Raw genomic sequence first — 23276 nt, 5'->3', positions numbered from 1 at the left:
CGTCACGCACCGGGCCGCACGATCATCAGCACGACCACGACAGTCCACAGCAGATTGAAAATGCCGGAGAGCATCTTGAGTGTGCGCAGCTCACCGGGCTCCGCCGACGAGGCGAGCGCGTCTCGCTGTCGCGGATAGATCTGCAACGCCAGCAGGCCACCGGCCACCGCGGTGAGCACCATCGCGGTCACCACCCAGACCTCGGTCATCCTGTCCTGCGTCAGCGCGAGCACGATGCCGACCGTCGGGACGATGAGCCCCAGCGCCCCGTACACGCGGGTGATGCGATGCAGCAGGAGCGCGACGGCACGATTGCCCCCGCTTCCCTTCTCTTCGCCGCCGCCGTCTTCGCCGCCGCCGCCGTCGGCGGGCACGGGCCTGGCGTAACGCGGGAACAGGCTCACCGCCACGGCCGAGCCGCCGACGAACAGGATTCCGGCAAGGACGTGCACCGACAGCAACACACTTTGCATGGGTTCTCCCTGTCACCAACCAACGTCGCCACGGTAGCAGAAAGTTTCAACCCAATTGAACGTGAGCAATTTCGCCCTGTATAAAGGGATTCAGCCAACTTGACTTACGGAGTGAAACCATGTCGGCCCCCACCCGAGGAACGATCACGGCGCTCACGGCGCTCTCGTTGCTGGAGCTGCTCTCTCTGGCCGTTCTGCTGACCAACCTGGCCACGGTCCACGCCGACGGCGTCACCTCCGTCATGGGCCCGGTTCACGGAGCGGCCTACCTGAGCGTGGCCGTCATCGCCCTGCTCACCAGGGGCTTGCGCACGCGAACGCGGGTTCTCGTCGCGCTGCCCGTGATCGGCGGTATCTGCGCGCTGACGCTGGTGCCGAAGGAAGCCCGGCGGCTGGGCAGCGAGACGGCGACCGCCGAGGAACCAGCCGCCTGACCAGGTCTCCCACCACCCACCGTCGCCGCGCGCGGGCGGTGGTGGGCGAGACTGGGGAGGTGAGCACCGAGGACAAGCGCCGTGAGCCACCTGTGACCAGTGTGTCCGTCATCCTGTTGAGCCTGGCCCGCCGCATCGAGGGCGAACTGAATTCTGCCCTCGCCCCGTTGGAGCTGACGGTGAGCAGACTCGGACTGCTCGGGCACATCGCGGCCGTGCCGGGGGTGTCGTTCAGCGACCTGGCCCGTATGGCTGGCACGTCGGTGCAGAACGTCCACTCCGCCGTCAAGGGGCTCGTGAACGCGGGACTCGTGCGCGACAACCGGGCTCGCGCGGGAGCACGATCGGCCATCGAGGTGACCCCGGCGGGACGGCAACTGCTGCGCGCGGCGATGGAAGCGGTGACGACGGTTGACGAGCGGCTTTTCGGCACCGACGCCGATCCTGTGCAGCAACGGATCGCAGGCGCCGTGCTCAGCGCGTTCGCCGAGTCGCCTCAGGAGAGCGCGGACTAACGCGCCGTCACGCCCGCCAACGACATCACGCCGCGGCGGACGACCTCCGGCCGCCTCACCCGCGAACCGGCTGACAGCCGCGGCGAGGTGTGGCGACGAGGACAGGTCCACCGCCTCGTAACCCTGGCCCGCACCACGTGCGTTCTCGAAAGCGATGGCGTGCCCCGCCACCGTCGCCGTGATCGCGTACGCACGTCCCAGAACGTCGTCGGCGGGGACACCGGACGAGGCGAGGAGCCCGCACAGTTCGTCGGCGAGCGCCACAGACGGTCCGAGCGGCGTGCGCTCCAGCACGAGCGGCGCCGCAGGATGGCGAGTGGCTAACCGATCAGCACGGGCACCTCGCTTGTCCGAAGCTCAGGGCGAACGGCTAAGGGCTAAGGGCAAGGGCGAAGGGCGAAGCCTCGGGTCCGCTGCGGATCCGGGTGCGGGAAGTGCCGACACGCGTACAGGAACTGCGGACACGCGTGCGGGAACTGCGGACACGGCTGCCAGGCCGTTGTTAATCCAGCGCGTAGGTTCGCGCCGCAAGCCTGCGGATGCCGGGCAAGGCCGCCTGCCGAGGGTGGTGAAGCAGATCCGACACCAGCCTGCGGACCGCCGCACGGGTGCGTACCTCGCCCGGCGCGGCACGTTCCGCGGCGAGCAGGGTCTGGAACGCGCGTTCGGGTTTGTCCCACTGAGCGAGGCACAGCGCCACGTCCACGAGGAAGCGCGCACGGCGTTCGGTATCGGGGAACTCGCCGAGGCGGGCGGCCTGCGAATGGTGCAGCGCGGTGCCCGCGTTGCCGAGCACGTAATGCGCGGAAACCCGGTGGCTCACCACGTTGGCCGACAGCGCGGCCCGCTGCGCCGGATGCGCGGAAAGGCGCTGCGCGGTGGCGTCGGCCTCGTCGAGGAGGTCCGTCGCGCGGTCGCTGTCACCGCCGCGCGCGGCCGCGTATCCGGCGGAACACAGCAGCACCCCGTGGAGCGCGAGATGCCGGGGGTCGGGGTCTGCGCCCCCGATCCGCAGCTGTTCCGCCGCGCTCAACGTGAGTGTCCGCGCGCGCTCGTGGTGCCCTGCCCTGCGGCACACCGAGCCGAGCAGGCGCGTCGCCTCGGCGAGCACGAGCGGATCGTCGGCGTCGGACGCGGCGCGCAGGGCCCGGTCGGCCGAGACCCATTCCAGTCCGCTCGCCTCCAGCTTCAGCAGTGCCCGCGTCGCGAGGTTGTACGACGAGGCCACCAGCCGCGCCGCCGGGGCATCCCCTCGCCGCCGCAGCAACGCTTCCGTCCTGGTAATCAATTCGGGCAGGTGGGTGGCGAGTTCGACATACCGGCAGGCGTGGAACGTCTCCCGTGCGGACGCCAGCGCCGTGTGCACGGCGGCAGGTGACGCAGTGCCGGGTTCCGGCTCGGCGGGGTCGAGCAGGACGCTTTCCAGCCGGGCGGCTAAAAACGCCGCAGGATCGATCTCGGTTCCCGCCGAGGCGAAGGCGCCGGGTGCGGTCACCGCGGTGCCCGCGAGTCCCGCCGCGAGCAGGAATGCACGTCGTCGCACGTGACCGTCCCCTTCCTGGCCCCGATCGGTGTTCACCCTAGAGATCCGCGTCGGCGCTCCCGTGGCGACAGGCCGATCATGCTGTGCTCGCTGTGCCGTGGTGAGCCCGAACGCTTCGGCCGGAAGTCCGAGAACGGTGGCGAACCTGCGCAACACGGCGACATCACGAAGTCCCCTTCGGCCGTTCTCGAAACGAGAGATCGTGGAGGCGGAACAGCCGAACTTCTCGCCGAGCCTGCCCTGAGACCAGCCGAGTTCCTCGCGCGCACGGCGCAGCACGGCCGCGTAGTCTCCTCGGCTCGCGGCGTCCCACAGAGAGGACGACCACCCCTCCGGCACAGCGCACCCCCGACACTCCATGCACAGTTGGTGGAACCAGAGTAGTCAACCTGCCACGGTGTGAAGGGGTTTTGCCTGAATGGCACAACCTGTGCCGCACTGGCACATTCCCTTCCCCTGACCGCCGACCACGTTCTAGCGTCGATCGCATCCGGTCCGGTGGAACCACCTCCGACCTCCCCCGGGCCGGCAGGCTGGCAGGAGTGACCACGCACCGACCGCCACTCCTCGGCATCGGTACTTCTGCCAGCCTTTCCACGAGCCGCTGTCCGTGCTTCCCCGGAGCACGCACCCCGTCGCGTGAGGTTGATCTCCGCCACAGTCGGTAACCGATTGGTCTACAGTTCGTTGAGCTGCCCGACGGCATCGGCGTGTGGAGAGGAAACCCCATGAGCGCATCTGTCGCCCCGGCGGTCGAGCAGGTGGTGGACACGCAGCGGTATCCGCTGTCCCACCCCGGAAGCCGCGCCTGGCTCGACGCGGTCGAGACGGTGCGGGCCGACCTCGCCCGCGACGGCTGTAGCGTGCTGAGCGACTTCGTCCGCCCCGCCCACCACGACACCCTGCGCAGGGAAGGTGCGGCGATGGCACCGCTCGCGCACTACGACGCCGAGACCGTCAACGCCTACAACCTTCCGAGAGAACGCGTCGAGACGGAGTTTCCCCACGACCACCCCGCACGGATCACGCTGCGGCGCCGCAACGCCTTCGTCGCCCGCGACCGCATCCCAGCCGAGACGATCATTCACCGGCTCTACACCGACCCGCACCTGCAAGGCTTCCTCGCCGCCTGCTTCGGGCTTGGTGAGATCCACGAACTCGCTGACCCGCTCGCCGCGCTGGTGCTCAACGTTGTGCGTCCCGGTATGGACCACCCGTGGCACTTCGACACCAACGAGTTCGCCGTGTCCCTCCTCACCCAGGCACCCGACGCAGGTGGTGTTTTCGAGTACTGCCCCGGTATCCGCACGCGGGACGAGGAGAACGCGGCCGACGTCCGCGCCGTGTTGAACGGTGAAGGGCGGCACCTGGTGCGCAGCCTGCCGCTGCGCACCGGCGATCTGCAACTGTTCCGGGGCCGCTTCGCCCTGCATCGGGTAACCCCCGTCGAGGGCGAGACCGAACGGCACACGGCGATCTTCGCCTACAGCGCGAAGCCCGGTGTGGTGGGCAGTATCGCCCGCACCCGCCAGCTCTTCGGCCGCGTCACCGAAACCCACGTCGCGGCCGAGGGGCGAGCCGTCAGGAGCGACCGGCTGCTGGACTGACCCGCGACAACACGACAGACCGACGTGAGCAAACTCCGAGAAACTCCGAGGACACCGTGACCCACACCGATCCGACCACGTTCGCCTACGAGGACCAGCTCCCCCGCGTGCCGCTGCCGAGCCTTGAGGACAGTTGCTCCCGGTTCCTCGAGTGGTGCGCTCCGCTGCTGGACGACGAGCAGCGGGCCGTCACGGAGAAGGCGGTGGCCGAGTTCGTTGGCGACGACAGCCCCGCCCGCACCCTGCACGCCGCGCTGGAGGAGTTCGACAACGCCGAGGGCACTCGCAGCTGGCTCGACCTGTTCTGGCCTTCCCGCTACCTCGGCAGGCGCGACCGCATCGCCCTCAACGCCAACTTCTTCTTCCTCTTCCAGCCGTCCGAGCACGGTCAAGAGGCGAGGGCGGCCCGACTGATCGCGTCCACAGTGGAGTACAAGCTGCGGCTCGACACCGAACAGATTCCACCGGTGGTGCAGCGGGGCAGGCCACTGTCGATGGAACAGGTCCGGTACCTGTTCTCCACCACCCGCATCCCCGGCAGGCAGCAGGACACCGTCCGCGCGCCGTACAGCGACGCGGAGCCAGGCCCCTCTCCCGCGCGGCACATCGTCGTGTTCCGCAAGGGCAACGTCTTCCGTATGGACGTGCTGAGCCCCGGCGGCACACCTCATTCGGTGGCCGACCTCGAAGACGGTCTGCGCGCGATCCTCGACGCGGGCGACACACCCGCCGAGTACGCGGTGGGTCACCTCACCACCAAGGCACGCGCCGAGTGGGCCGAGACCAGGGAGGCGCTGCGACGACTCGACGGCAACGCCGAGGCATTCGACACCGTGGAGACCGCGCTGTTCTGCGTGTGCCTCGACGACCACACTCCGTCGGATGTCAAGGATGCGTGCGACCACCTGCTGCACGGTGACAGCGGCAACCGCTGGTTCGACAAATCGGTGTCGTTCGTCGTGTTCGCCGACGGCACGGCAGGCATCAACATCGAGCACTGCGGGCTCGACGGCACCACGGTGCTGTCGTTCGTCGATACGGTGCTCACGACGGAACTCGCCGACCGCTCGCCTGCGGGAACACCGTCGGTCGGCCCCGTGGAGTTCACGCTCGACGACACGGTGAAATCCGACGTGCCTGCCTCGGCGAGCGCGTTCGCCGACTACGCCGCGGCGACGGCCTCGGCGCTGGTGTCGTTCGACGACATGGGTTCCGGCCGCATCAAGCGGCTCGGCATGTCCCCCGACGCCTTCATGCAGCTGGCCTACCAGCTTGCTCACAACCGTGCCAAGGGTTTCGTCGGCGCAACCTACGAGTCCATCGCCACCCGCCAGTACCGGGCGGGACGCACCGAGGCGATGCGGGTGGTCACCCCCGAGGTAGTGCGGTTCGTCGAGGTGATGGACGATCCGGACGCCGACGTCGATGAGCGTGTGGCCGCGCTGAAGGAGGCGGCCGACAAGCACGTGGAGCGGGCACGGGAGTGCCAGGCCGGGATGGCTCCCGAACAGCACCTGTGGGAACTCCAGCTCGTCGCGACCAGGCGCCCCGAACTCGGCGTGAGCCCCGACCTGCCGCTGTACTCGACGCCGGGCTGGACGGTGATGAGGGACGACTACCTCAGCACCAGCTCGGCGCCGTCGGAGCACATCCAGTACTTCGGTTTCGGCTCGACCAGTAGCCACTGCATCGGCGTGGCGTACGTGCTGTTGCCCGAACGCGTCAACATCTACCTGAGCACCCCGGCCTCGGTGGCCGATGAGATGGCCTCGTTCGCCGACCAGCTCACCACAGCGGTGTACGAGCTGGAGGATCTGCTCGACCCCGAGTCGTGATCAGCGCGAAGGCGGGGTGAGTGCCTCCGGCCGCTCACCCCGCCTCTCCTTCACCCGTCAGTCTCCCCTGGCCCATGCCTTCGACCACGCGACCTTGCCCCTGGTCTGGAGCAGCGCACCCGAGTACAACCTCGCGCCGAGCATGACCACGAGCGATGCCGTGACGGCGAGCAGCCCGAGCGAGGCCAGCGCCTCCCACACCTGCGCGTCACCGGTGAACATCCGCACCGGCATCGCCACGGCCGCCGAGAAGGGAACGAACGACAGCACGGTCATCACCGCCGTGTTGTCGGAGAAGAACAGCACCGCGAAGTACGGGCCCATGACGAGCATCATCGCCAGTCCCATCGTGGCGCCGAGATCCTCCTGACGGCTCACCAGCGAGCCCGCCACAGCCCACATCGCGGCGAGCAGGAGGAAACCGAGAATCATGAACGGCACGAACCAGCCGAGCGCGGGAAGCACCACGGTCAGCAGCTCGCCATGCCCTCCTGCGCGCAGTGCGAGTGGTGCGGCCAGCGCCACGACAACGACCTGAGCGAGCGTCAGCAACGTGTGTCCCACGATCTTGCCAGCGAGCAGCGCCCTCACCGGCACGGTCGCCACGAGGATCTCGACGATCCTCGTCTGCTTCTCCGTCACCGTGCTCTGCGCGATGGCCACCCCGCCCATGCCGAACATCACGAACAGCACCGCCAGCACCAGCACCACGATGCTCTGCTCACCGCTGGACACCTCGGAGGTTTCGAGCAGGTCAACCGGTGGCACGACGCCGAGACCCGCCACGATCTCGGCGGGCGGGTCGGACAGTGCGACGACACGCACCCCTGTCGCCGACTCACCCTTCGCGTCGGGCACGACAGCCGCGTCAACCTCCTCAGAGCGAACCAGTTCCTTCGCCGCGGCGACGTCCTGCGCTTCGACGATCTCGACGTCGAGTTGCTCCAGCACCGGACGGACCTCGGCGGCGCCGACGACAGCGACGCTCGGCTGCCCTCCGAGCACCGAAGGCAGCACGGACATCGCGAAGAGCCCGACGATGACGACGCCGAGCCCGATCCAGAAACCCTTCAACCGCACGAACGACTTGATCTCGCGTTCGGCGACGAGTCGGGTCGCCTGCGCGAACGACGTGCCGCCCGCCGTCCCCTGCCCCGGCGCGTCTGTCGTGGTGGTGCTCATCAGATGGCCTCCTTGAAGATCTCGTCAAGCGAAGGCAGCACCGGGGTGAAGCTGCGGACGGCGCCCTTGTCGAGCGCTGCACGCAACACGTCCTGATCGCTGGTGCCGTCGCCGAGTTCGAAGAGCGCTCTCGGACCGTCCAGGTCGATCATCCGCACGTCGTCGAGATCGCGGAGCCATCCGGCGTCGGAGTCCACCACGATCTCCCACCGCTGCGTGCCGTAGCGGTGGCGCAGTGCCTCCCTGTCGCCGCTCGCGGCGATCACACCGCCAGAGATGATCACCAAGTCGTCACAGAGCCGCTCCACGACGGCGAGCTGGTGACTGGAGAACAGCACGGGAACGCCTCGGGCGGCCCGCTCGCGCAGCACACCGAGCACCACCTCGACCGCGATGGGGTCAAGCCCGGAGAACGGCTCGTCGAGGATCAGCAGGACGGGGTCGTGCACGAGCGCCGCCGCCACTTGCACGCGTTGCTGGTTGCCCAGCGAGAGATCCTCCAGCTTGTCGTTCATCCTCTCGGTGAGGTCGAGCTGGTCGAGCAGCGCCTCCGTGTTGCGCCGCGCGGTGTCCCTGTCGAGTCCGTGAAGCTGGCCGAGCCACGCGACCTGCTCAGCGATCTTCATCTTCGGGTAGAGCCCCCGTTCCTCCGGCATGTATCCGAAGCGCTGCCGCAGTGCCGGGCTCACCGGTTCGCCGTTCCAGGTCACCGAACCGCCGTGCGCGGCGAGCACGCCCAGGATGATGCGCATCGTGGTGGTCTTGCCCGCGCCGTTGGCGCCGAGGAAACCCGTCATCCGGCCAGGACGCACCTCGAACGACACATCGTCGAGCACCCTGGTCTCGCCGAACCTGCGGCTGACGCTGGTCACTGTCAACATGCCGGTCAGTCAAGCAGGCGAGAGGCCTCCGGGTCGTCAGGCTCCGGAATGATCATCGGCGTCCTCCGCGAGACGGACGAAGCTCGATCACGCCCCGCCCGGGGTGACGATGCCGTTCTCGTAGGCGAAGACGACGGCGTGTGTGCGGTCGCGAAGGCCCAGTTTGGAGAGAATGCGCGACACGTGCGTCTTCACCGTGGTCTCGCCGAGCACGAGCTGTCCCGCGATCTCGGCGTTGCTCGCGCCCTTCGCCAGCAACGAGAGCACCTCGAACTCCCGATCGGTGAGTTCGGGAGGACGGTAGGCGCGGTGCGGGGATGCCGCCTCGGGCGGGGCGGTGAACCGCGCGATCACCCTGCGCGTCACCTCGGGCGACAGCAGGGCATCACCTCGCGCGACCACGTGCACCGACTCGATCAGATCCTCCGGTGAGGCGTTCTTCAGCAGGAATCCGCTCGCTCCCGCCCGCAGCGCCTCGAACAGGTAGTCCTCGCGGTCGAACGTCGTCAGGATGATCACCTTCGTGGGATGGTCACCCCCCGACGGTCCCAGCAGGCGGCGCGTGGCCCGCAAACCGTCGAGCCTCGGCATCTGGACGTCCATGAGCACGACATCGGCGCGAAGGCTCGTGGCGAGTTCGACGGCCCGCACGCCGTCGCCGGCCTCGCCGACCACCTCGATGCCCTCGCCCGACGACAGGATGACCCGGAAGCCCGCGCGGACGAGAGCCTGGTCATCCGCGAGGAGGACCCGCAGCGGCCGTTCGTCGCCGGCCCTCGCCCCGGTTGTGTCGTTCACGGATTCGCGCTCCTCCTCACCGGGCTTCGGCTCCCGTCGTCACCCTGCGCCTGCTCGATTCGGGGAAGCTCGCCCGGACACGGTACCCGCCGTTCCGCCTCGGCCCTGCCTCCAGCTCCCCGCCGTGCACGGCGACCCGCTCGCGCATGCCCACGAGGCCCAGGCCGCTCCCCTGACCCTTCGTCGGCGACAGCGCGCCCCGGCCGTCGTCGGTGATCTCCACTTCCACACCGGTGCCGAGATAGCGCAGCCGCACCTCGACGATGCGGGCCGAGGCGTGCTTGACGACGTTGGTCAGCGCCTCCTGCACCACGCGGTACACCGACAAGGCGAGCCCGTCCGACACGGGATACCGCTCGCCGTAGACGGCGAACGTCACGTCCAGCGACGCGGAACGCGCGCGGTCCACCAGTTCGGGTAGGTCGTCGAGACCGGGGGAAGCCTCGTGGGACGCGCCTGCCGGGGTCTCCTGCGCTGCCGGGGAGGTGCCCTCCGAGGGCTCGGCACGCAGAACGCCGAGCAGCCCGCGTAGTTCCCCGATCGCGGTGCGCGCGGTCTCCTCCACCGTGTCCAGCGCGGTGCGCGCGAGGCCGGGGTCGGAATCGAGCACCCGGCGAGCCGCGCCTGCCTGGATTCCCATGACCGACACGTGGTGGGCCACCACGTCATGCAGGTCCCGCGCGATGCGCAGCCGTTCGGCGACGAGTGCTCCCCGCATGTTCTCCTCCTGCGAGCGGCGCAACTGCTCGGCCCCGTGCTCGAGCTCCGCCTGCCTCCGCGCGGAAAGCCACGCCAATTCACCGAAGAAGTAGGCGGAGAGGAAGAACAACACGTTGAACGCCAGCCCGTACAGCAACGTGGCGAGCACCGGGTTGAGCGGTCCGCTCGCGCCGGGAAAATCGGGTGCGGGCGTCACCAGCAACTCGACGACCCCCACACCCAGCCAGGCGAACATCGCCGCGATGACCCCGACCCGCGCCCACTTGGCCACGGTGCGATTGCGTTCCCACGCACCGGTGCTGTAGATCGCGAGGAACAACGCGATCGACGGCACGAGGTTGTCGCCGATGTGGCGGGCCTGCACGACGATGAACAGGATGCCCACCGCGACGAGGGTCGCGACGGGGAACCGCCGCCGCAACGCCAACGGCGCGGTCACGGCCGCACTCAGCACCAACTGTTCCCCCAGCGAGGGCGCCCCGCCGAAAGCCAGAAGGCCCATGCTGTTGACCAGGATGATCGTGAACGCCGCGCCGGCGAGCACGGCCAGTGCCACGAGCATGTCGTTGCGTTGCTGCCTCGGCGTCGGCAACGGACGCCGCCACCGCTGCCACGCCGGTTCGGCCGGGTTCTCGCTCGCCACGCGCGACAACGTAGCAAGGGCTGGGCCTCAGGCACGCCGTCAGTCCTGGATCAGGATCGCGCGGGCGACGGTGCGGTGAACGCCACCGAGGTGAAGTCGCCCCTCTCCCTCACCACGCGATCGCCGTACGCCGAGGGGCGCACGACCTCCAGCATCAGGCAGAACCGGCCGTCGATGCCGTGGCGTGCGGCCAGTGCCCGGTAGTTCGCCGTGAGATAGCGCGCGGCGGCCCTGTTGGTGATCGCGGTCTGCCCGCACAGAAGGAACAGCGGGCGACCCCGCCTTCCCGTGTCGATTTTCGCGAGGAGCACGAACTCGGCCTCGCCTGGCCTGCGGTGGAACTCCTCGTCGCCGGCCCGCAGGGTGAGCACGTCACCCACCTCGTCGTACGGGGCCATCGAGACACCGGGGACGAACGTCGCGAGATGTGCTCCCATGCGCGTGTTCGCATCCGGTCCCCCGACGCAGAACTCCGTCGCCGAGTCGAATCCGCTGTCGAAGAGCACGCTGTGCCCCTGCACCTTCAACGCGACGTCCGCGCCGCACTCGCGGGCGACAGTGGCGAGTTCGACGATCGCGGCCACGTCGAGCTGGTTCACGCTGTGCGGCGAGGGTGACGAGGCGTGCCGTGGCGTGACGATCACGCACTCGGCGCGGTCGGACAGCCCGAAGAACCGCCTGCGCCGCTCGTCGCGCCGCCGGAGCCGGGCGCGCTGGAAAAGCCACACCGCGGTACCGGCGATGACACTGGCGAGCAGGTTGATGGCGAGATCACCGACGCTGGACACCAGGATTCCCTCCCGTCGCGGTGTCGATCACCGTAGCGGAGCGGGCCCTCCGCCGGAACCGGACGGCCGACGCGGTGGTCAGGCGCAGGGCGCGGATTGCTCTGAACGAGCGGAATTCGTGCCAGGTGGTCGCGCCGGGGCCCTCCGTACCGGTACGCCACTCACTGTGCGCCGTCACCCGATGCCCGTGCCAGCCCTCACCGCCCTGCGCGGGCACCACCGGCGGAACGCGCAGCCCGCCGATGTTGCCCCTCGTCGTGACGGGGCGGCGAACGAGAATTTCGCACGCGGAGATCGCCCGTGACGCGCGAGGAGGCCGGGGCGCGCCGACGCCCGCCCGCGTTCCGCACACCTTCCGCGAAAGGACCACCGCAATGATCGCCACCTCGAACCGCATCGCCTTCGGCGCAGGTGCGGCCGTCTCCGCGTGCATCGTCGTCCTCGCCCTCGTCCTCCACTGGGCGACGTGGGTGTGGGTTCCACTGGCCGTTGTCCTCGGCCCGGTCACGGCGATCGTGCTGCGGTCGGTGCTGCCGGACCACGACGACGAACCAGAGCCCCACCAGCAAAGGCATGCGCAGGCGACTACCCAGGCCCCGCCACCGCCCGCGCCACGGCGCGAGACTGTCTCCCGGCTGCCCCTGCCCTCCAAGGACCGCGACTACCGGTTCCTGTTCTCCGCCACCGTGTCATGGCTGCACGATCCCCAAGTTCCCGCGATGACCGCCGACCTGGCCGCACTGGCGAAGCAGAACGTCATCGCGAGGGCGATCGAAAGAGCCAGGCAGTACGGCCCCGACGAACACGCCGTCGCGACGGTCGATCTCGGCGCGGTTCTTTCGGAGCGGACGACGGTGGCCAACGGTCACTACGTGTGGGCCACCGACGTGGCACTCACGCTGTCCGAAGCCGACGCCCGACGCCTCGAACGGGTCGCCGAACTACGCAAACAGCGGGCGCTGTGGGAGCTCGAACGCGCCCACGAACTCGGCGTGCGTGACTACCTCGGCAAAGAGGTGCTGCGTGATCCCGGCTCTGCGGTCACCTGGTGGTTCGCCCGCAACCTCGACAAACCCGACGCGATCACCACCACCGTGCGCGACATCGACAACCTGCGCAGGCTGACCTCGGCGGCGCACGCGACGGCGATCCCCGCCCTCGAACCGCCGGAGCCGCTCACCGTGCTGGAGGCTCCACCCGGGCTTGGCGACCACGACGACCCGGTACTTCGCCTCAGCACTGCCGTGGAACAACTCACCGAAGGTCGCGAACCCGCCCTGCGAGCCACGCTTCATCACAGGCTGGCCGACCTGCTGCGAGCCCACGGGCTCACGATGGCCGCCGACGCGCTGTCCCGCCCCGACGACGTGGACGGCACACCGGCACCCCGTGCCGACGGTGCCGTGGACGGACTCACCCCGCCGTCGCTGTCGTCCTGAGGAAGTGCGGTACAGCCGAGCACCGTCCGGTTCGCGTCGTCGGTGGGCGGCAGGTTCGACGTGGCGAAGTAGTGCCGATGTGCTTGCCCACGGCCGCGTCGCTCGCACGAGAGCACGGGCGGCTGCCGGGGTTCGACCGTCCTTTCGCCATCAGCGCCGGCACCTCCCGCTCCCTCGGGTCAAGTTCATTGCCGCGACGCGGGATTCCAGCTCCCGCATCGCGGCCTTCCCGGCGAACAGCGGCGTCAGGAACGGCACAGCGAAGGCTGAACGCAGTTTGACGACCCTGTGGCGATCGCGGCGACGCTGAACTTCGACCGCCGCTTTGCCTTCGTCTACACAGGACTGTCGATCGGCAGCGCGGTGATCGGCTCGATCTGGCTTCGCCGCGACGCGTTCCAGACACCGCGACGGTCCAGGGCAACGGGCGGCCAGCCTTGCGAGCGGTCGCTACCGGCGCATCGCTTGCGGAGGCACTCGGCATCGGCCTTGCCACGACGACGACAATGACCGTCCTGATCGGACACGGACTCGCCGTAGCACAGCTCGGCCGATCCGTGATCACCTCCCTCCCGTGGCTCGTTCTCGGGACTGTGACGGTAATCCGCGGGATCGTCGCCGCGCTGTCATCGGTCGTTCCGGCAGCCGTCATGCTCCGGTCATCATCACGCGCATCCAGCGACCAACATTACGTTGGGTAGTCACAACGTTCGTCGGTGTCGCCGAAGGGTGAAGCCGTGCCACCGTCCACACGGCTCAGTTCGATGCTGCGCACGAAAAGAGGTCGGGGACATGCTGAACCGAACCGGACGCCTCATCGCGGGTTCACTCGCGGCGCTCGTCGTCGCCGTGGGTGCGCCCGCGTCGGCCGAGGCACCGTTCGACGACTACTACTCCGGTACCGAAGGACTCACCGGTGAGGCACTGAAGGACGCACTGCACGACATCATCCGTGACGCCGACCAGCTCTCGTACGGCGAGGTCTGGGACGGCATCAAGGCCACGGACGAGGACCCTGCCAACCCGGGCAACGTGATCCTGCTCTACAGCGGTGAATCCCGCTCGAAGAACGACAACGGCGGCAATGTCGGTGACTGGAACCGCGAGCACGTGTGGGCCAAGTCCCACGGCGACTTCGGAACGTCCGGCCCCGGCGCGGACCTCCACCACCTTCGCCCCACCGACGTCCAGGTGAACAGCATCCGGGGCAACAAGGACTTCGACAACGGCGGCAGTGCCGTCGATGGCGCCCCCGACAACTACACCGACGGCGACTCGTACGAGCCGAGGGACGAGGTCAAGGGCGACGTCGCCCGGATGATCTTCTACATGGCCGTGCGGTACGAGGGCACGGACTCCTACCCCGACCTCGAACTGAACGATCAGGTGAACAACGGTCCGGCGCCGTACCACGGCAAGCTGTCGGTTCTGCTCGAGTGGCACGAGGCCGACCCCGTTGACGACTTCGAACGCAACCGCAACGAGGTCATCTACGACAGCTTCCAGCACAACCGCAACCCGTTCATCGACCACCCCGAGTGGGCGGCCGAGATCTGGGGCTGACGCGGGCACTGACCGCACGACGCCGTGTCCGCACCCTGTGCACAGGTGTTTGCAGCCTGTGTACAGGTGTTTGCAGCGTGCGGTGCGAACACCCGTGCGTAACCTGCGGACACGATGTCGGTTCACCCGGCGACCTGAGTTGCAGGACGAGGCCACCCGGTACCGCGGGGTGGCCTCGTCCCTTACCGGTGTGGTTCGGGTCGAAAGCGACGTCAGCGCGACGACGCCTCGCCCCGGCCTGTTCCCAGCAGGAAACCCAGTGCGATCATGCCGACGCCGAGACCGAGGTGGAGCCAGTCGTCGGCGGAGTTGAGCGGCACGAAGTTCGCGGCCGAGTCGGCGCCGACGATCAAGCCGTAGATCCACAACGCGAGGTAGACGAGTCCACCGCCGATGAGGAACGTCCGGGCAGCGATCGCCGACCGCATCATGCTCAACCCGGCGATACCGAACAACAGGTGCACGATGTTGTGCAGGATCGACACCTGGAACACACCGAACAACATGGCCTGCGAGTTGTGCCCCGCGAACTGCATGGTGTCGTAGTCGGTCGTCACGCCGGGGATGAACCCGAGGATTCCGAGCAGTAGGAACACCGCTCCGACCACGCCGGCCGCCGTTTGCAGCGCGGGACGTGCTCGCATGCCTGCCGTAGCGCGCCACGGATGCGCGGACGAGTAACTCATCGCTGCCTCCCTCGTCGGGTACTGGGGTGTTCCCCCCTCCCGTGGGTCTCACACCAGATCGGCGTCACTCGCCGTGCCGGGACGGGGCACCCTGACTCAGGGCTTGAGCACCACCTTCGTGTAGCCCTCCTCGCGCCGGTCGAACCGTGCGTAGGCGTCCGCTGCCTCGTCGAGCGGGCGCCGCTGCGACACCACGAAGCTCGGCTCGGCCCTTCCCGCGATGATGAGATCGCGCAACTGCCGGTTGTACGATTTGACGTTGGCCTGGCCTGTGCCCATCCGCAGTCCCTTCTCGAAGAAGCGACCGATGTTGATGAGCAGCCTTCCGTTACGGGCGTCCTCGGTCGGCCCACCCGGGTCCTTCGGCAGGTAGAGGCCCACAACGCCCAGGGAACCGGTCGGCCGGACCGTCTCGATCAAGTCGTTCAGCACCACGGCCGGCTGTTCCTCGCCCTCGGGCACCGTGGCCTGGTATCCGACCGCGTCGATGCCTCGATCGACCCCGCCGTCGGTCTGGTCGATGATCTGCTCGGGCGCGTTGCCCTTGGTGAAGTCGATCGGCGTCGCACCGATCTCCGACGCGACCCGCAGGCGGTTGGGCACCCTGTCCACCACGAACACCTTCGAGGCGCCCTTCAGGACCGACGAGTACGCCGCCATGAGCCCGACCGGCCCCGCCCCGTACACGGCGACGGTGTCACCTGGCGAGACCCCGGCGAGTTCCGTCGAGTGGTACCCGGTGGGGAAGATGTCGGCCAGCATCGCGAAGTCGTCCTCGTGCTCGTCCCCGCGTGGCAGTTGCAGGCAGTTGAAGTCGGCGAACGGCACCCGCAGGTACTCGGCCTGGCCGCCCTTGTACGGGCCCATGCCGACGTAGCCGTAGGCCCCGCCGGCGAAGCCGGGATTCACGGTCAGGCAGAACCCCGTCTTGCCCGCAAGGCAGTTGCGGCAGAAACCGCACGCGATGTTGAACGGAAGGACGACCCGGTCGCCCTTCTTCACGGTCGCGACACCGGAACCGACCTCCTCGACGATCCCCATGTTCTCGTGACCGAACACGATGCCGGGCTCCGCCACCGTGCGGCCCTCGTACATGTGTAGGTCGGAGCCGCAGATCGCTGTCGTGGTCACGCGGATCACGACGTCGGTCGGCTGCTCGATCCTGGGGTCCTCAACCTGCTCCACCTGGATTTCGTTGGGTCCCCGATACACCACGGCCTTCATATCGTCCTCCCTGGTCAGCCATGCCGTCGTTCTTCGACTACCCGAGTCCGCGTCACGCATGCGGGGGTACTCGCCGGAAGTTGCCTCGTTTTGTCGGAGTGACCTGGTACACGTCGGGAGGACCCGAAAACCGAACACCTGATCGATGCATTTTCCGAAGCAATCGCTTGTTCTTGTGAAGTGATGAGTCTTACAGTGGCGGAAGACCCCGCCGTGACAGAGGAGAAATCTCAATGAGCCGAGTACGGGTTCTCGTGGGAACACGCAAGGGCGGCTTCGTCCTCACCGCTGACGGCAAGCGCGACGAGTGGGAGGTGAACGGCCCTTTCTTCGGGGGCTGGGAGACCTATCACGTCGCCGCGTCGCCCGCCGATCCAGACCGGCTCTACGCCTCCACCTCGCTCGGCTGGTTCGGGCAGCAGGTGCAGCGCTCCGACGACGGCGGTGCGAGCTGGGAGCCAGTCGGCAACGAATTCGCCTACGTCGGCGAGCCGGGTACTCACCAGTGGTACGACGGCAGTCAGCGTCCCTGGGACTTCACCCGCGTCTGGCACTTCGAGCCGTCTCCGAGCGATCCGGATCGCGTCTACGCCGGGGTGGAGGACGCCGCGCTCTTCCGCAGCGACGACGGCGGCCGTTCGTGGCAGGAGCTACCCGGCCTGCGGACCCACGAGTCCGGCCCATCGTGGCAACCCGGCGCTGGAGGTATGTGCCTGCACACCATCCTCATCGATCCGCGCGACGAGCAGCGCCTCCGTGTGGCGATCTCGGCGGCGGGGGTGTTCGCCAGTGACGACGGCGGCAACACCTGGACACCTGCCAACAAGGGCCTGGTCAGCGAGGGCATTCCCGACCCGGACGCCGAGGTCGGTCACTGCGTGCACAATCTCGCACGACACCCCGACCGCCCCGACACGCTCTACATGCAGAAGCACTGGCACGTGATGCGCTCCGACGACAACGGCGCGAGCTGGTACAAAATCTCGGGTGATCTGCCCACCGATTTCGGCTTTCCCATCGACGTCCACGCCCACGAGCCTGACACGGTCTACGTCGTGCCCATCACCAGCGACTACCTGCACGTTCCTTTCGAAGGGCGGCTTCGGGTGTATCGCAGCCGCAGTGGCGGGCACGAGTGGGAACCGCTCACCGACGGCCTGCCGCAGGAGAACTGCTACGTCAATGTGCTGAGGGATGCCTTGGCGACCGACTCGCTCGACGAATGCGGCGTGTACTTCGGAACAACCGGAGGGCAGGTGTACGCGTCCGCCGACGCAGGAGACCACTGGAAGCCGATCGTCCGTGACCTTCCGCCCGTGCTGTCCGTGGAGGTGCAGACGCTGCCATGATCCGTGTGACGCTTCCACCACACTTGCGCAATCTGGCCGGGGTTTCCGGTGAGGTGCGGCTCGACCTCACCGGAACCATCACGCTGGGCGCAGTGCTCGACGCGCTCGAAGCCGCCTACCCGGTACTGCGTGGCGCCATCCGCGACCATGGCACCAAGCGCAGGCGCGCGTTCGTGCGTTTCTTCGCCTGCGAGGAGGATCTGTCGCACGAGCCGCCCGACACCCCGCTGCCGGGCGCCGTGGCCAGCGGGGCGGAGCCATTGCTCGTCATCGGGGCGATGGCGGGCGGCTGAGGATCCGGGTGGCGTCAGTCCACAAAGACGGGAAGCTTCTCCACGCCGTAGACGATCGACGTCTTGCGGAACTCCAGTTCCTCGGCGGGAACGGCCAGTCGCAGCTTCGGGAATCGGCGGACGAGGGCGGGATAGGCGGCGCGCAACTCCATGCGAGCCAGCTCGGCCCCCACACAGCGGTGCACACCGTAGCCGAACGCGAGGTGCGACGTCGGGGGCCGGGTCCCGTCGAAGATGTCGAGACCGACTCCCAAAGCATCGTCGCGATTGGCTCCGCTCAACGACACGACCACCATGTCGCCCTTCGCGATGGTCACGCCACCGATCTCGACGTCCTCCCTCGCGAAGCGCGGGAACGCCACCTGCACCACGGTGAGGTATCGCAGCAGCTCCTCGACGAAGCCGTGCACCACCTCGTCGTCGTCGTGGACGCGCTTGAAGGAATCGCGGTCGCGCAGCAGCACGAGCGCGCCCAGCGACAACATGCTCGCCGTGGTCTCGAATCCGCCGGTCAGCACGCCGTCCGCCAGCCCGGCGAGTTCGCGGTCCTCGATCTCGTCACCGTGTTCCTTGATGATCATGCCGAGGAGCCCGTCGCCGGGGTTCTCCCGTTCCTTACGGACCACTCCCAGGAGATACTCCAGCGACTCGGAGATCGCCCCGAGCGACGCTCCCGCACCGCCGAAGAGGTCGAACCGCTGCACGGCCAGGTGCTGGAACTCGTCACGATCCTCGTACGCGACACCCAGCAGTTCGCAGATCACCAGCGACGGGATCGGCAGCGCGAACTCCTCGACGAGATCCACCGGGCCTTCGGCCTTGGCCATGGCGTCGAGCCGCTCGTTGACAATCCGCTCGATTCCCGGCTTCAGCCTGGTCAGGCGGCGCATCGTGAACTCGGGGGTGAGCAGTCGCCGCAGGCGGGTGTGCACGGGCGGGTCCGCGAACCCGAGACCACCGGGATTGTCGTCGGCCTGTGCACTGGTCTTGCCGACGAGATTGGTGAAGTCGTTGCTGAACGTCTTGGCGTCGCCGAGGACCGCCTTGGCCTCCTCGTGACCGGACACCAGCCACAGGTTGAGACCGAACGGCACGGGCAGCTTGCTGACCGGCTCCTCTTCCCGCTTCCGGCCCAGCTCCGGCACCGGGTCGAGACCGTCACGGCGCAACGGCATCAGCACGCCGTCCGGCAACAGGGCCATCTTCGAAAGATCAAGGCCCTTCTTCTGCACGCGCGCGAAGTAGCGGCGCGTGAACCACGAGACGAGGCGCGACCGGAGATTCCCCACGACTGCACAGTATCAACCGACCGGCGGTTGACGACGCCGCATAGGCGAAGTCATCTCACTTTTCACGACCATCAGCGCTGGCAGCAGGCACGCCCGCGGCACCGGAGTGTCCGGAGACACAGTGGACTGCCCGGGCTGACGGACGACTGTGGTCTACGCCGCACCCGGAACGTGAACCTGCACATCGGCGAGCAGCTTCGGCACCAGCTCGTCGAGATCCATCCGGCGCTCGACGTTCACCAACTGCGACGGCGTCGTGCGCGTGGCGACCCGGGGCGGCGCCAGCAGGCTGCAACAGTCCTCGTCGGGGAGCTTGGAGATCTCGGCCGTCCCGATGCGGCGGGCCTCGGAGATGATCTCTTCCTTGTCCCAGGCCACGAGGGGGCGCAGCAACGGCAGTTCCGCTGCCTGCTCGACCGTCGCCATGTTGGCGAGTGTCTGGCTCGCCACCTGCCCGAGGCTGTCGCCGACGACCAGCGCCTGCGCACCGAGCTCCCTGGCGAGCGCGTCGGCCGTGCGCACCATCAGCCTGCGCTGCGCGACGATCTGGAGGTTTCCCGCTCCCGCGGTGGCGAGCGCACGCTGAGCGGTGCCGATCGGGATCACGTGCAGCCGGGAGTCGCTCTGGAACCGATCGAGCTGGCGCACCAGCGCGTACGCCTTGTACGTCGAGGACGGCCCCGTCAACGGCGCGCCGGTGAAGTGCACGAAATCGCACCGGAGTCCGCGCCGCATGGCGCGATACGCGGCCACAGGCGAGTCGAACCCGCCCGACAGCAGCACGAGCGCTCGCCCGCTGGCTCCGACCGGCAGACCACCCTGCCCGCGCTGCTTGTCCAGCGAGACGAACACCTCACGCTGGTCCACCTCGACGGTGATCTCGACCTCGGGGTTACCGAGATCGACCGGCCAGCCCCATTCCTCGACGACCCGGCTGCCCACGCGGGCGGCCAGTTGCTCCGAACCCACCGGGAAGGTCTTGTCCCTGCGGTGGGCTCGGATCGCGAACCGGCGAGGCCCGGCGACATCGGGGCTGCCGAACCGCTCGGTGAGCGCCTGCAAGACCGTGTTCACGGCGTCGTCCACGGTGCGGCCGGTCCGCAGAGCGGGTTGCACGACGCTGACACCGATCACGTTGTGTGCGCGGGTGAGCAGCTCGTCAACCGGTGCGCCGGAGAGCACCACCACGCCGGGCCGCTGGGAGATCCGGACGGGAGCGGAGGCGCCGGCGACCGCATGCCGCAGCGATTCGCGCAGGTACTCCTCGAACCTGCCGCGATTCCGCCCCTTGAGCATGAGTTCGCCGTACTTCAACAGCACGCACGGCCGCGCCATCCGCTCACCTCCTCACGTCACCCGAAAGAACCACCGTGACGATACCGGCTCTCACCTCACGCTGGACACGGTCGGTCCCACAACGCGCCGGACAGGTCGCTCGGCCCTCACCACACGCGGGTGCGGAGCGGCGGAACGCTGGCCCGAGCCTGCCGAGGGCGCGGGCAGTTCCCCTGGCACCCGCGACTCCAGCGGCACGGGGGCCTGCGGCACGACGCCGATCGAGGAGCCGGTGCGGTCTGCCGCGACCTCGTCGGGCAGTGGCTCGATCAGCGGCAACGCCCCCGCGAGCGCTTCCCGCGCGGTGCGCAGCTCCGACGCCGCCTTGCGGCGCGCGGCCTCAAGGGTGCGCACGCGGGCGGTGGCGTCGGCCACGATGTGCTCCGCCCGTGCTGTTGCCTCCGCGACGATCCGCTCGGCCTCGGCCTTCGCCGCCTCCTCGCGTCGCGCGAGCGCCCGGTTCATCTCGTCCCTGCGAACGGCGAGGCTCTTGGCGAAGTCGCGTTCGAGTTCCTGTCTGCGGCGCGTGGCGCGCTCGTCGGCTTCCCTGCGCGCGTTCTCGGCTCGCTCCGCCTCCGCCGCGGCTTCGGCCTTGAACTGCCGCACGGTCTCGCGGTGCTGTGACTCCAGCTCGGCACGCCGGGCCTCGAGTTCCGCCTCACGCTTGTCGAGTGCGGCCCGCCTGCGGTCGGCTTCGGCATGTGCGTCGGCGAGCACTTCCCGCGCTTCCCGCTGCGCGAGATCCACCATGTGCCACAACCGCTCGGAGAGGCCGTCGGTCTCCACCGGTGTCCGGCACACGCGATCGAGCCGCTGCCGCAATTTCTGGTTCTCGTCACGCAGCCCGGCCAGTTCTCTCGACTGGAAGCGAACGTATTCCGCTGCGGCGTCCCTGTCCGCTGTCACAGCCTGAAGGGCTTCCCTCAGACCTCGCACAAGCTTTCTGACTTCGTCGCGATCATATCCGCGCCACGTCACGCGGAATTCATCGTGTTGTTGCGGCCGACCGTTGTGGTCTCGTGCACTCGTCATACCCACCTCGCCCCGGCGTCAGTGCGAATGGCCAACCCTAGACGCATTGCTACGTCAAGAGTAGTAAGGGTTTCCGGCCAGGTCGCCGACCCCCTCGGCTACGGGATACCGGTGGACACCGTGGACGTCACGGACGCGATGAACACAGTGGACGAAGCAGCTGCGGCGCAGGCCCGCACGTGGTTCCACCGCGTCCACTCCCGCAGATAACGCACCCACAACCGCCGTGCGCTCTGGCCGTCCGCGACATTGTCGAGTGCCCAATTTCTGGGAAGGTGGGCGATCCTGGTGATTCCTACTGTTCCGGCGAGGTAGAGCGCGCACCCCGCCGCGGGCAAACCGGCGGAATCGCCGTCACCGGCCAGTGAGAGCACGAACGGCACGGGCGAGAGCACAGCGGTTCCGACAAACACCGAGAGAAACGCCGGTCGCAGCGCCGCCGCGTTGATGGCGCGCATCGCCGCCACTCCCGCGTCGGCAGGCAGAGCGGAAAGCCCCCGCATCACGAACGACGAGAAGGCGAAGAACACGCCTGCGAGCACACCACTGCCGAGAGCGGCCCCCACAGTGATCACGAGCTGGACATCGAAGAGCAGTTCAGGTGACACGCCCGTAGTCAACCGAAATCCGGTGGTGTCCGGCCATGGCCGAGCCGCCACGGTGCATACGCGAGCGTCTCGGGCAGGCCCGGCCGCCGCGATGGACGGCCGGGCCTGCTTACGATCCGGCCGAGGCGGGCTCCACCCGTGGGGTTCGAAGTCCGAGCCGGTCAACCAATTCCCTGGTGGCCTTCGAGCGGTTGAACGTGTAGAAATGCAGCTCGGGAACGCCCTCGGCGAGCAGGCGCTCACACAGCTCGGTGATCACGTCGAGCCCCTCGGCCCTGAACGCCTTCGGATCGTCGGAGAGCGGTTCGAGGCGCTCCACCAGCCAGCTCGGCGGCGTCGCCCCCGACAACTCGATGGTCTTGCGCCAGGTGCGCGGGGTGGTGAGCGGCATGATCCCCGGCAGCATCAGCGCGGCGTTGCCTGCCGCGGCGACGCGGTCACGCAATCGCAGGAAGTCCCCGGCCTCGAAGAACAACTGCGCGATCGCGAAGTCGGCACCCGCGTCGAGTTTGCGCACGAGGTAGCGGGTGTCCGTGTCGAGGTCCGTGGAGCGCGGGTGGCCGTAAGGGAAGGCCGACACTCCGACGCAGAAATCGCCCAGCTCGCGCACGAGCCGCACGAGTTCCTCCGCGTACATGAGCCCCTTCGGATGCGGCACCCACTCCCCCATCGGATCTCCCGGTGGATCACCGCGCAGGGCGAGGATGTTGCGCACACCCACCGCCGCGAAATGGCCGATAACGTGGCGCAGCTCGGCCACCGAGTGGTTCACCGCCGTGAGGTGCGCCATCGGTACCAGCGTCGTGTCGGTGGCGACGCGGGCGATGTTGCGAATGGTTCCCTCGCGGCTCGTTCCTCCCGCGCCGTAGGTGATGGACACGTATGCGGGGTCGAGCGGCTCCAGTTCGCGGATCGACCGCCAGAGGACGGCTTCGTCCGCGTCGTCGCGGGGCGGGAAGAACTCCACGGAGAACGTCGGGCACCGTGCGCTCGACAGCCGTTCGACAACGGTCCGCACGATCAACTCCCTTCGTGACGC

Annotated in this window: 22 protein-coding genes; 8 read left to right on the top strand and 14 right to left on the bottom strand. The window is 68.4% G+C overall.

The features are described from left to right. Window positions 1-2 precede the first annotated feature (2 nt). Complete coding sequence (locus SACXIDRAFT_RS17290; protein WP_006239913.1) at window positions 3-473, bottom strand: hypothetical protein; 471 nt, start codon at window positions 471-473, stop codon at window positions 3-5. A gap of 119 nt (window positions 474-592) precedes the next feature. Between SACXIDRAFT_RS17290 and SACXIDRAFT_RS17285 the strand changes: the two genes are divergently transcribed. Then, a complete protein-coding gene (locus SACXIDRAFT_RS17285; protein WP_006239912.1) occupies window positions 593-907 on the top strand; it encodes a hypothetical protein in 315 nt (104 codons plus the stop codon). Window positions 908-966: 59 nt separating this feature from the next. After that, window positions 967-1422 carry a MarR family winged helix-turn-helix transcriptional regulator gene (locus SACXIDRAFT_RS17280; RefSeq protein WP_040922249.1) on the top strand — a complete coding sequence of 152 codons (456 nt, stop codon included), beginning with the start codon at window positions 967-969 and terminating at the stop codon, window positions 1420-1422. 502 nt (window positions 1423-1924) lie between these two features. Here SACXIDRAFT_RS17280 and SACXIDRAFT_RS17275 read toward each other — a convergent pair. Beyond that, window positions 1925-3304 (bottom strand): helix-turn-helix domain-containing protein, encoded by a 1380-nt coding sequence (locus SACXIDRAFT_RS17275; protein WP_006239910.1) that lies wholly within the window; start codon window positions 3302-3304, stop codon window positions 1925-1927. Between the two features lie 389 nt (window positions 3305-3693). Here SACXIDRAFT_RS17275 and SACXIDRAFT_RS17270 point away from each other — a divergent pair, with 389 nt between their 5' ends. Beyond that, the gene (locus tag SACXIDRAFT_RS17270) at window positions 3694-4572 is read left to right on the top strand and encodes a HalD/BesD family halogenase (RefSeq protein ID WP_006239909.1); all 879 of its coding nucleotides are present in this window, start codon (window positions 3694-3696) and stop codon (window positions 4570-4572) included. Window positions 4573-4628: 56 nt separating this feature from the next. After that, window positions 4629-6407: a choline/carnitine O-acyltransferase gene (locus SACXIDRAFT_RS17265; RefSeq protein WP_006239908.1), complete on the top strand. Its 1779-nt coding sequence runs from the start codon at window positions 4629-4631 to the stop codon at window positions 6405-6407. Between the two features lie 57 nt (window positions 6408-6464). On the opposite strand, the gene SACXIDRAFT_RS17260 is transcribed toward SACXIDRAFT_RS17265, so the two are convergent. From SACXIDRAFT_RS17260 to SACXIDRAFT_RS17240, 5 genes are all read right to left on the bottom strand, one after another. Continuing rightward, the gene (locus SACXIDRAFT_RS17260) at window positions 6465-7589 is read right to left on the bottom strand and encodes an ABC transporter permease (protein ID WP_006239907.1); all 1125 of its coding nucleotides are present in this window, start codon (window positions 7587-7589) and stop codon (window positions 6465-6467) included. Further along, complete coding sequence (locus SACXIDRAFT_RS17255) at window positions 7589-8470, bottom strand: ABC transporter ATP-binding protein (protein ID WP_006239906.1); 882 nt, start codon at window positions 8468-8470, stop codon at window positions 7589-7591. Before SACXIDRAFT_RS17255 ends, SACXIDRAFT_RS17260 begins: the two co-directional genes overlap by 1 nt. Before the next feature lie 87 nt (window positions 8471-8557). Continuing rightward, the gene (locus SACXIDRAFT_RS17250) at window positions 8558-9268 is read right to left on the bottom strand and encodes a response regulator (protein WP_006239905.1); all 711 of its coding nucleotides are present in this window, start codon (window positions 9266-9268) and stop codon (window positions 8558-8560) included. A 16-nt stretch (window positions 9269-9284) separates the two neighbouring features. Further along, a complete protein-coding gene (locus SACXIDRAFT_RS17245; RefSeq protein WP_040922247.1) occupies window positions 9285-10631 on the bottom strand; it encodes a sensor histidine kinase in 1347 nt (448 codons plus the stop codon). A 50-nt stretch (window positions 10632-10681) separates the two neighbouring features. Further along, complete coding sequence (locus tag SACXIDRAFT_RS17240; RefSeq protein WP_040922246.1) at window positions 10682-11422, bottom strand: hypothetical protein; 741 nt, start codon at window positions 11420-11422, stop codon at window positions 10682-10684. Window positions 11423-11793: 371 nt separating this feature from the next. Here SACXIDRAFT_RS17240 and SACXIDRAFT_RS17230 point away from each other — a divergent pair, with 371 nt between their 5' ends. Both SACXIDRAFT_RS17230 and SACXIDRAFT_RS17225 read left to right on the top strand, forming a co-directional pair. Next, a complete protein-coding gene (locus SACXIDRAFT_RS17230; protein WP_006239902.1) occupies window positions 11794-12858 on the top strand; it encodes a hypothetical protein in 1065 nt (354 codons plus the stop codon). Window positions 12859-13650: 792 nt separating this feature from the next. After that, the gene (locus SACXIDRAFT_RS17225) at window positions 13651-14421 is read left to right on the top strand and encodes an endonuclease I family protein (protein WP_006239900.1); all 771 of its coding nucleotides are present in this window, start codon (window positions 13651-13653) and stop codon (window positions 14419-14421) included. 212 nt (window positions 14422-14633) lie between these two features. Here SACXIDRAFT_RS17225 and SACXIDRAFT_RS17220 read toward each other — a convergent pair whose 3' ends face one another. Then, window positions 14634-15107, bottom strand: coding sequence for a DUF4383 domain-containing protein (locus SACXIDRAFT_RS17220; RefSeq protein WP_006239899.1), 474 nt, complete (start codon window positions 15105-15107; stop codon window positions 14634-14636). A gap of 96 nt (window positions 15108-15203) precedes the next feature. After that, a complete protein-coding gene (locus tag SACXIDRAFT_RS17215; protein ID WP_006239898.1) occupies window positions 15204-16331 on the bottom strand; it encodes a glutathione-independent formaldehyde dehydrogenase in 1128 nt (375 codons plus the stop codon). Between the two features lie 233 nt (window positions 16332-16564). On the opposite strand from SACXIDRAFT_RS17215, the gene SACXIDRAFT_RS17210 reads away from it, so the two are divergent. Then, on the top strand, window positions 16565-17680 hold the full coding sequence (locus SACXIDRAFT_RS17210; RefSeq protein ID WP_006239896.1) for a WD40/YVTN/BNR-like repeat-containing protein: 1116 nt from the start codon (window positions 16565-16567) through the stop codon (window positions 17678-17680). Beyond that, window positions 17677-17973 (top strand): MoaD/ThiS family protein, encoded by a 297-nt coding sequence (locus SACXIDRAFT_RS17205; RefSeq protein WP_006239895.1) that lies wholly within the window; start codon window positions 17677-17679, stop codon window positions 17971-17973. The genes SACXIDRAFT_RS17210 and SACXIDRAFT_RS17205 overlap by 4 nt, the downstream gene beginning before the upstream one ends. A gap of 14 nt (window positions 17974-17987) precedes the next feature. Here the strand turns inward: SACXIDRAFT_RS17205 and SACXIDRAFT_RS17200 are convergent, their stop codons facing one another. The 5 genes from SACXIDRAFT_RS17200 to SACXIDRAFT_RS17180 all read right to left on the bottom strand — a co-directional run bounded on the left by SACXIDRAFT_RS17200 (window position 17988) and on the right by SACXIDRAFT_RS17180 (window position 23255). After that, window positions 17988-19262, bottom strand: coding sequence for a cytochrome P450 (locus tag SACXIDRAFT_RS17200; protein WP_006239893.1), 1275 nt, complete (start codon window positions 19260-19262; stop codon window positions 17988-17990). 153 nt (window positions 19263-19415) lie between these two features. After that, the gene (thiI, locus tag SACXIDRAFT_RS17195) at window positions 19416-20597 is read right to left on the bottom strand and encodes a tRNA uracil 4-sulfurtransferase ThiI (protein WP_006239891.1); all 1182 of its coding nucleotides are present in this window, start codon (window positions 20595-20597) and stop codon (window positions 19416-19418) included. Between the two features lie 51 nt (window positions 20598-20648). Continuing rightward, entirely contained in the window at window positions 20649-21629 is a 981-nt protein-coding gene (locus tag SACXIDRAFT_RS17190) for a hypothetical protein (protein WP_006239890.1), read from the bottom strand. Between the two features lie 98 nt (window positions 21630-21727). Next, entirely contained in the window at window positions 21728-22237 is a 510-nt protein-coding gene (locus SACXIDRAFT_RS17185) for an anthrone oxygenase family protein (protein ID WP_157599680.1), read from the bottom strand. Between the two features lie 109 nt (window positions 22238-22346). Next, complete coding sequence (locus SACXIDRAFT_RS17180; protein WP_006239888.1) at window positions 22347-23255, bottom strand: methylenetetrahydrofolate reductase; 909 nt, start codon at window positions 23253-23255, stop codon at window positions 22347-22349. Window positions 23256-23276 lie beyond the last annotated feature (21 nt).

The organism is Saccharomonospora xinjiangensis XJ-54 (assembly GCF_000258175.1).
Lineage (GTDB): Bacteria > Actinomycetota > Actinomycetes > Mycobacteriales > Pseudonocardiaceae > Saccharomonospora > Saccharomonospora xinjiangensis.
Note: the sequence above shows the minus strand (reverse complement) of the source record. Positions and strands in the feature narration are given on the sequence as shown.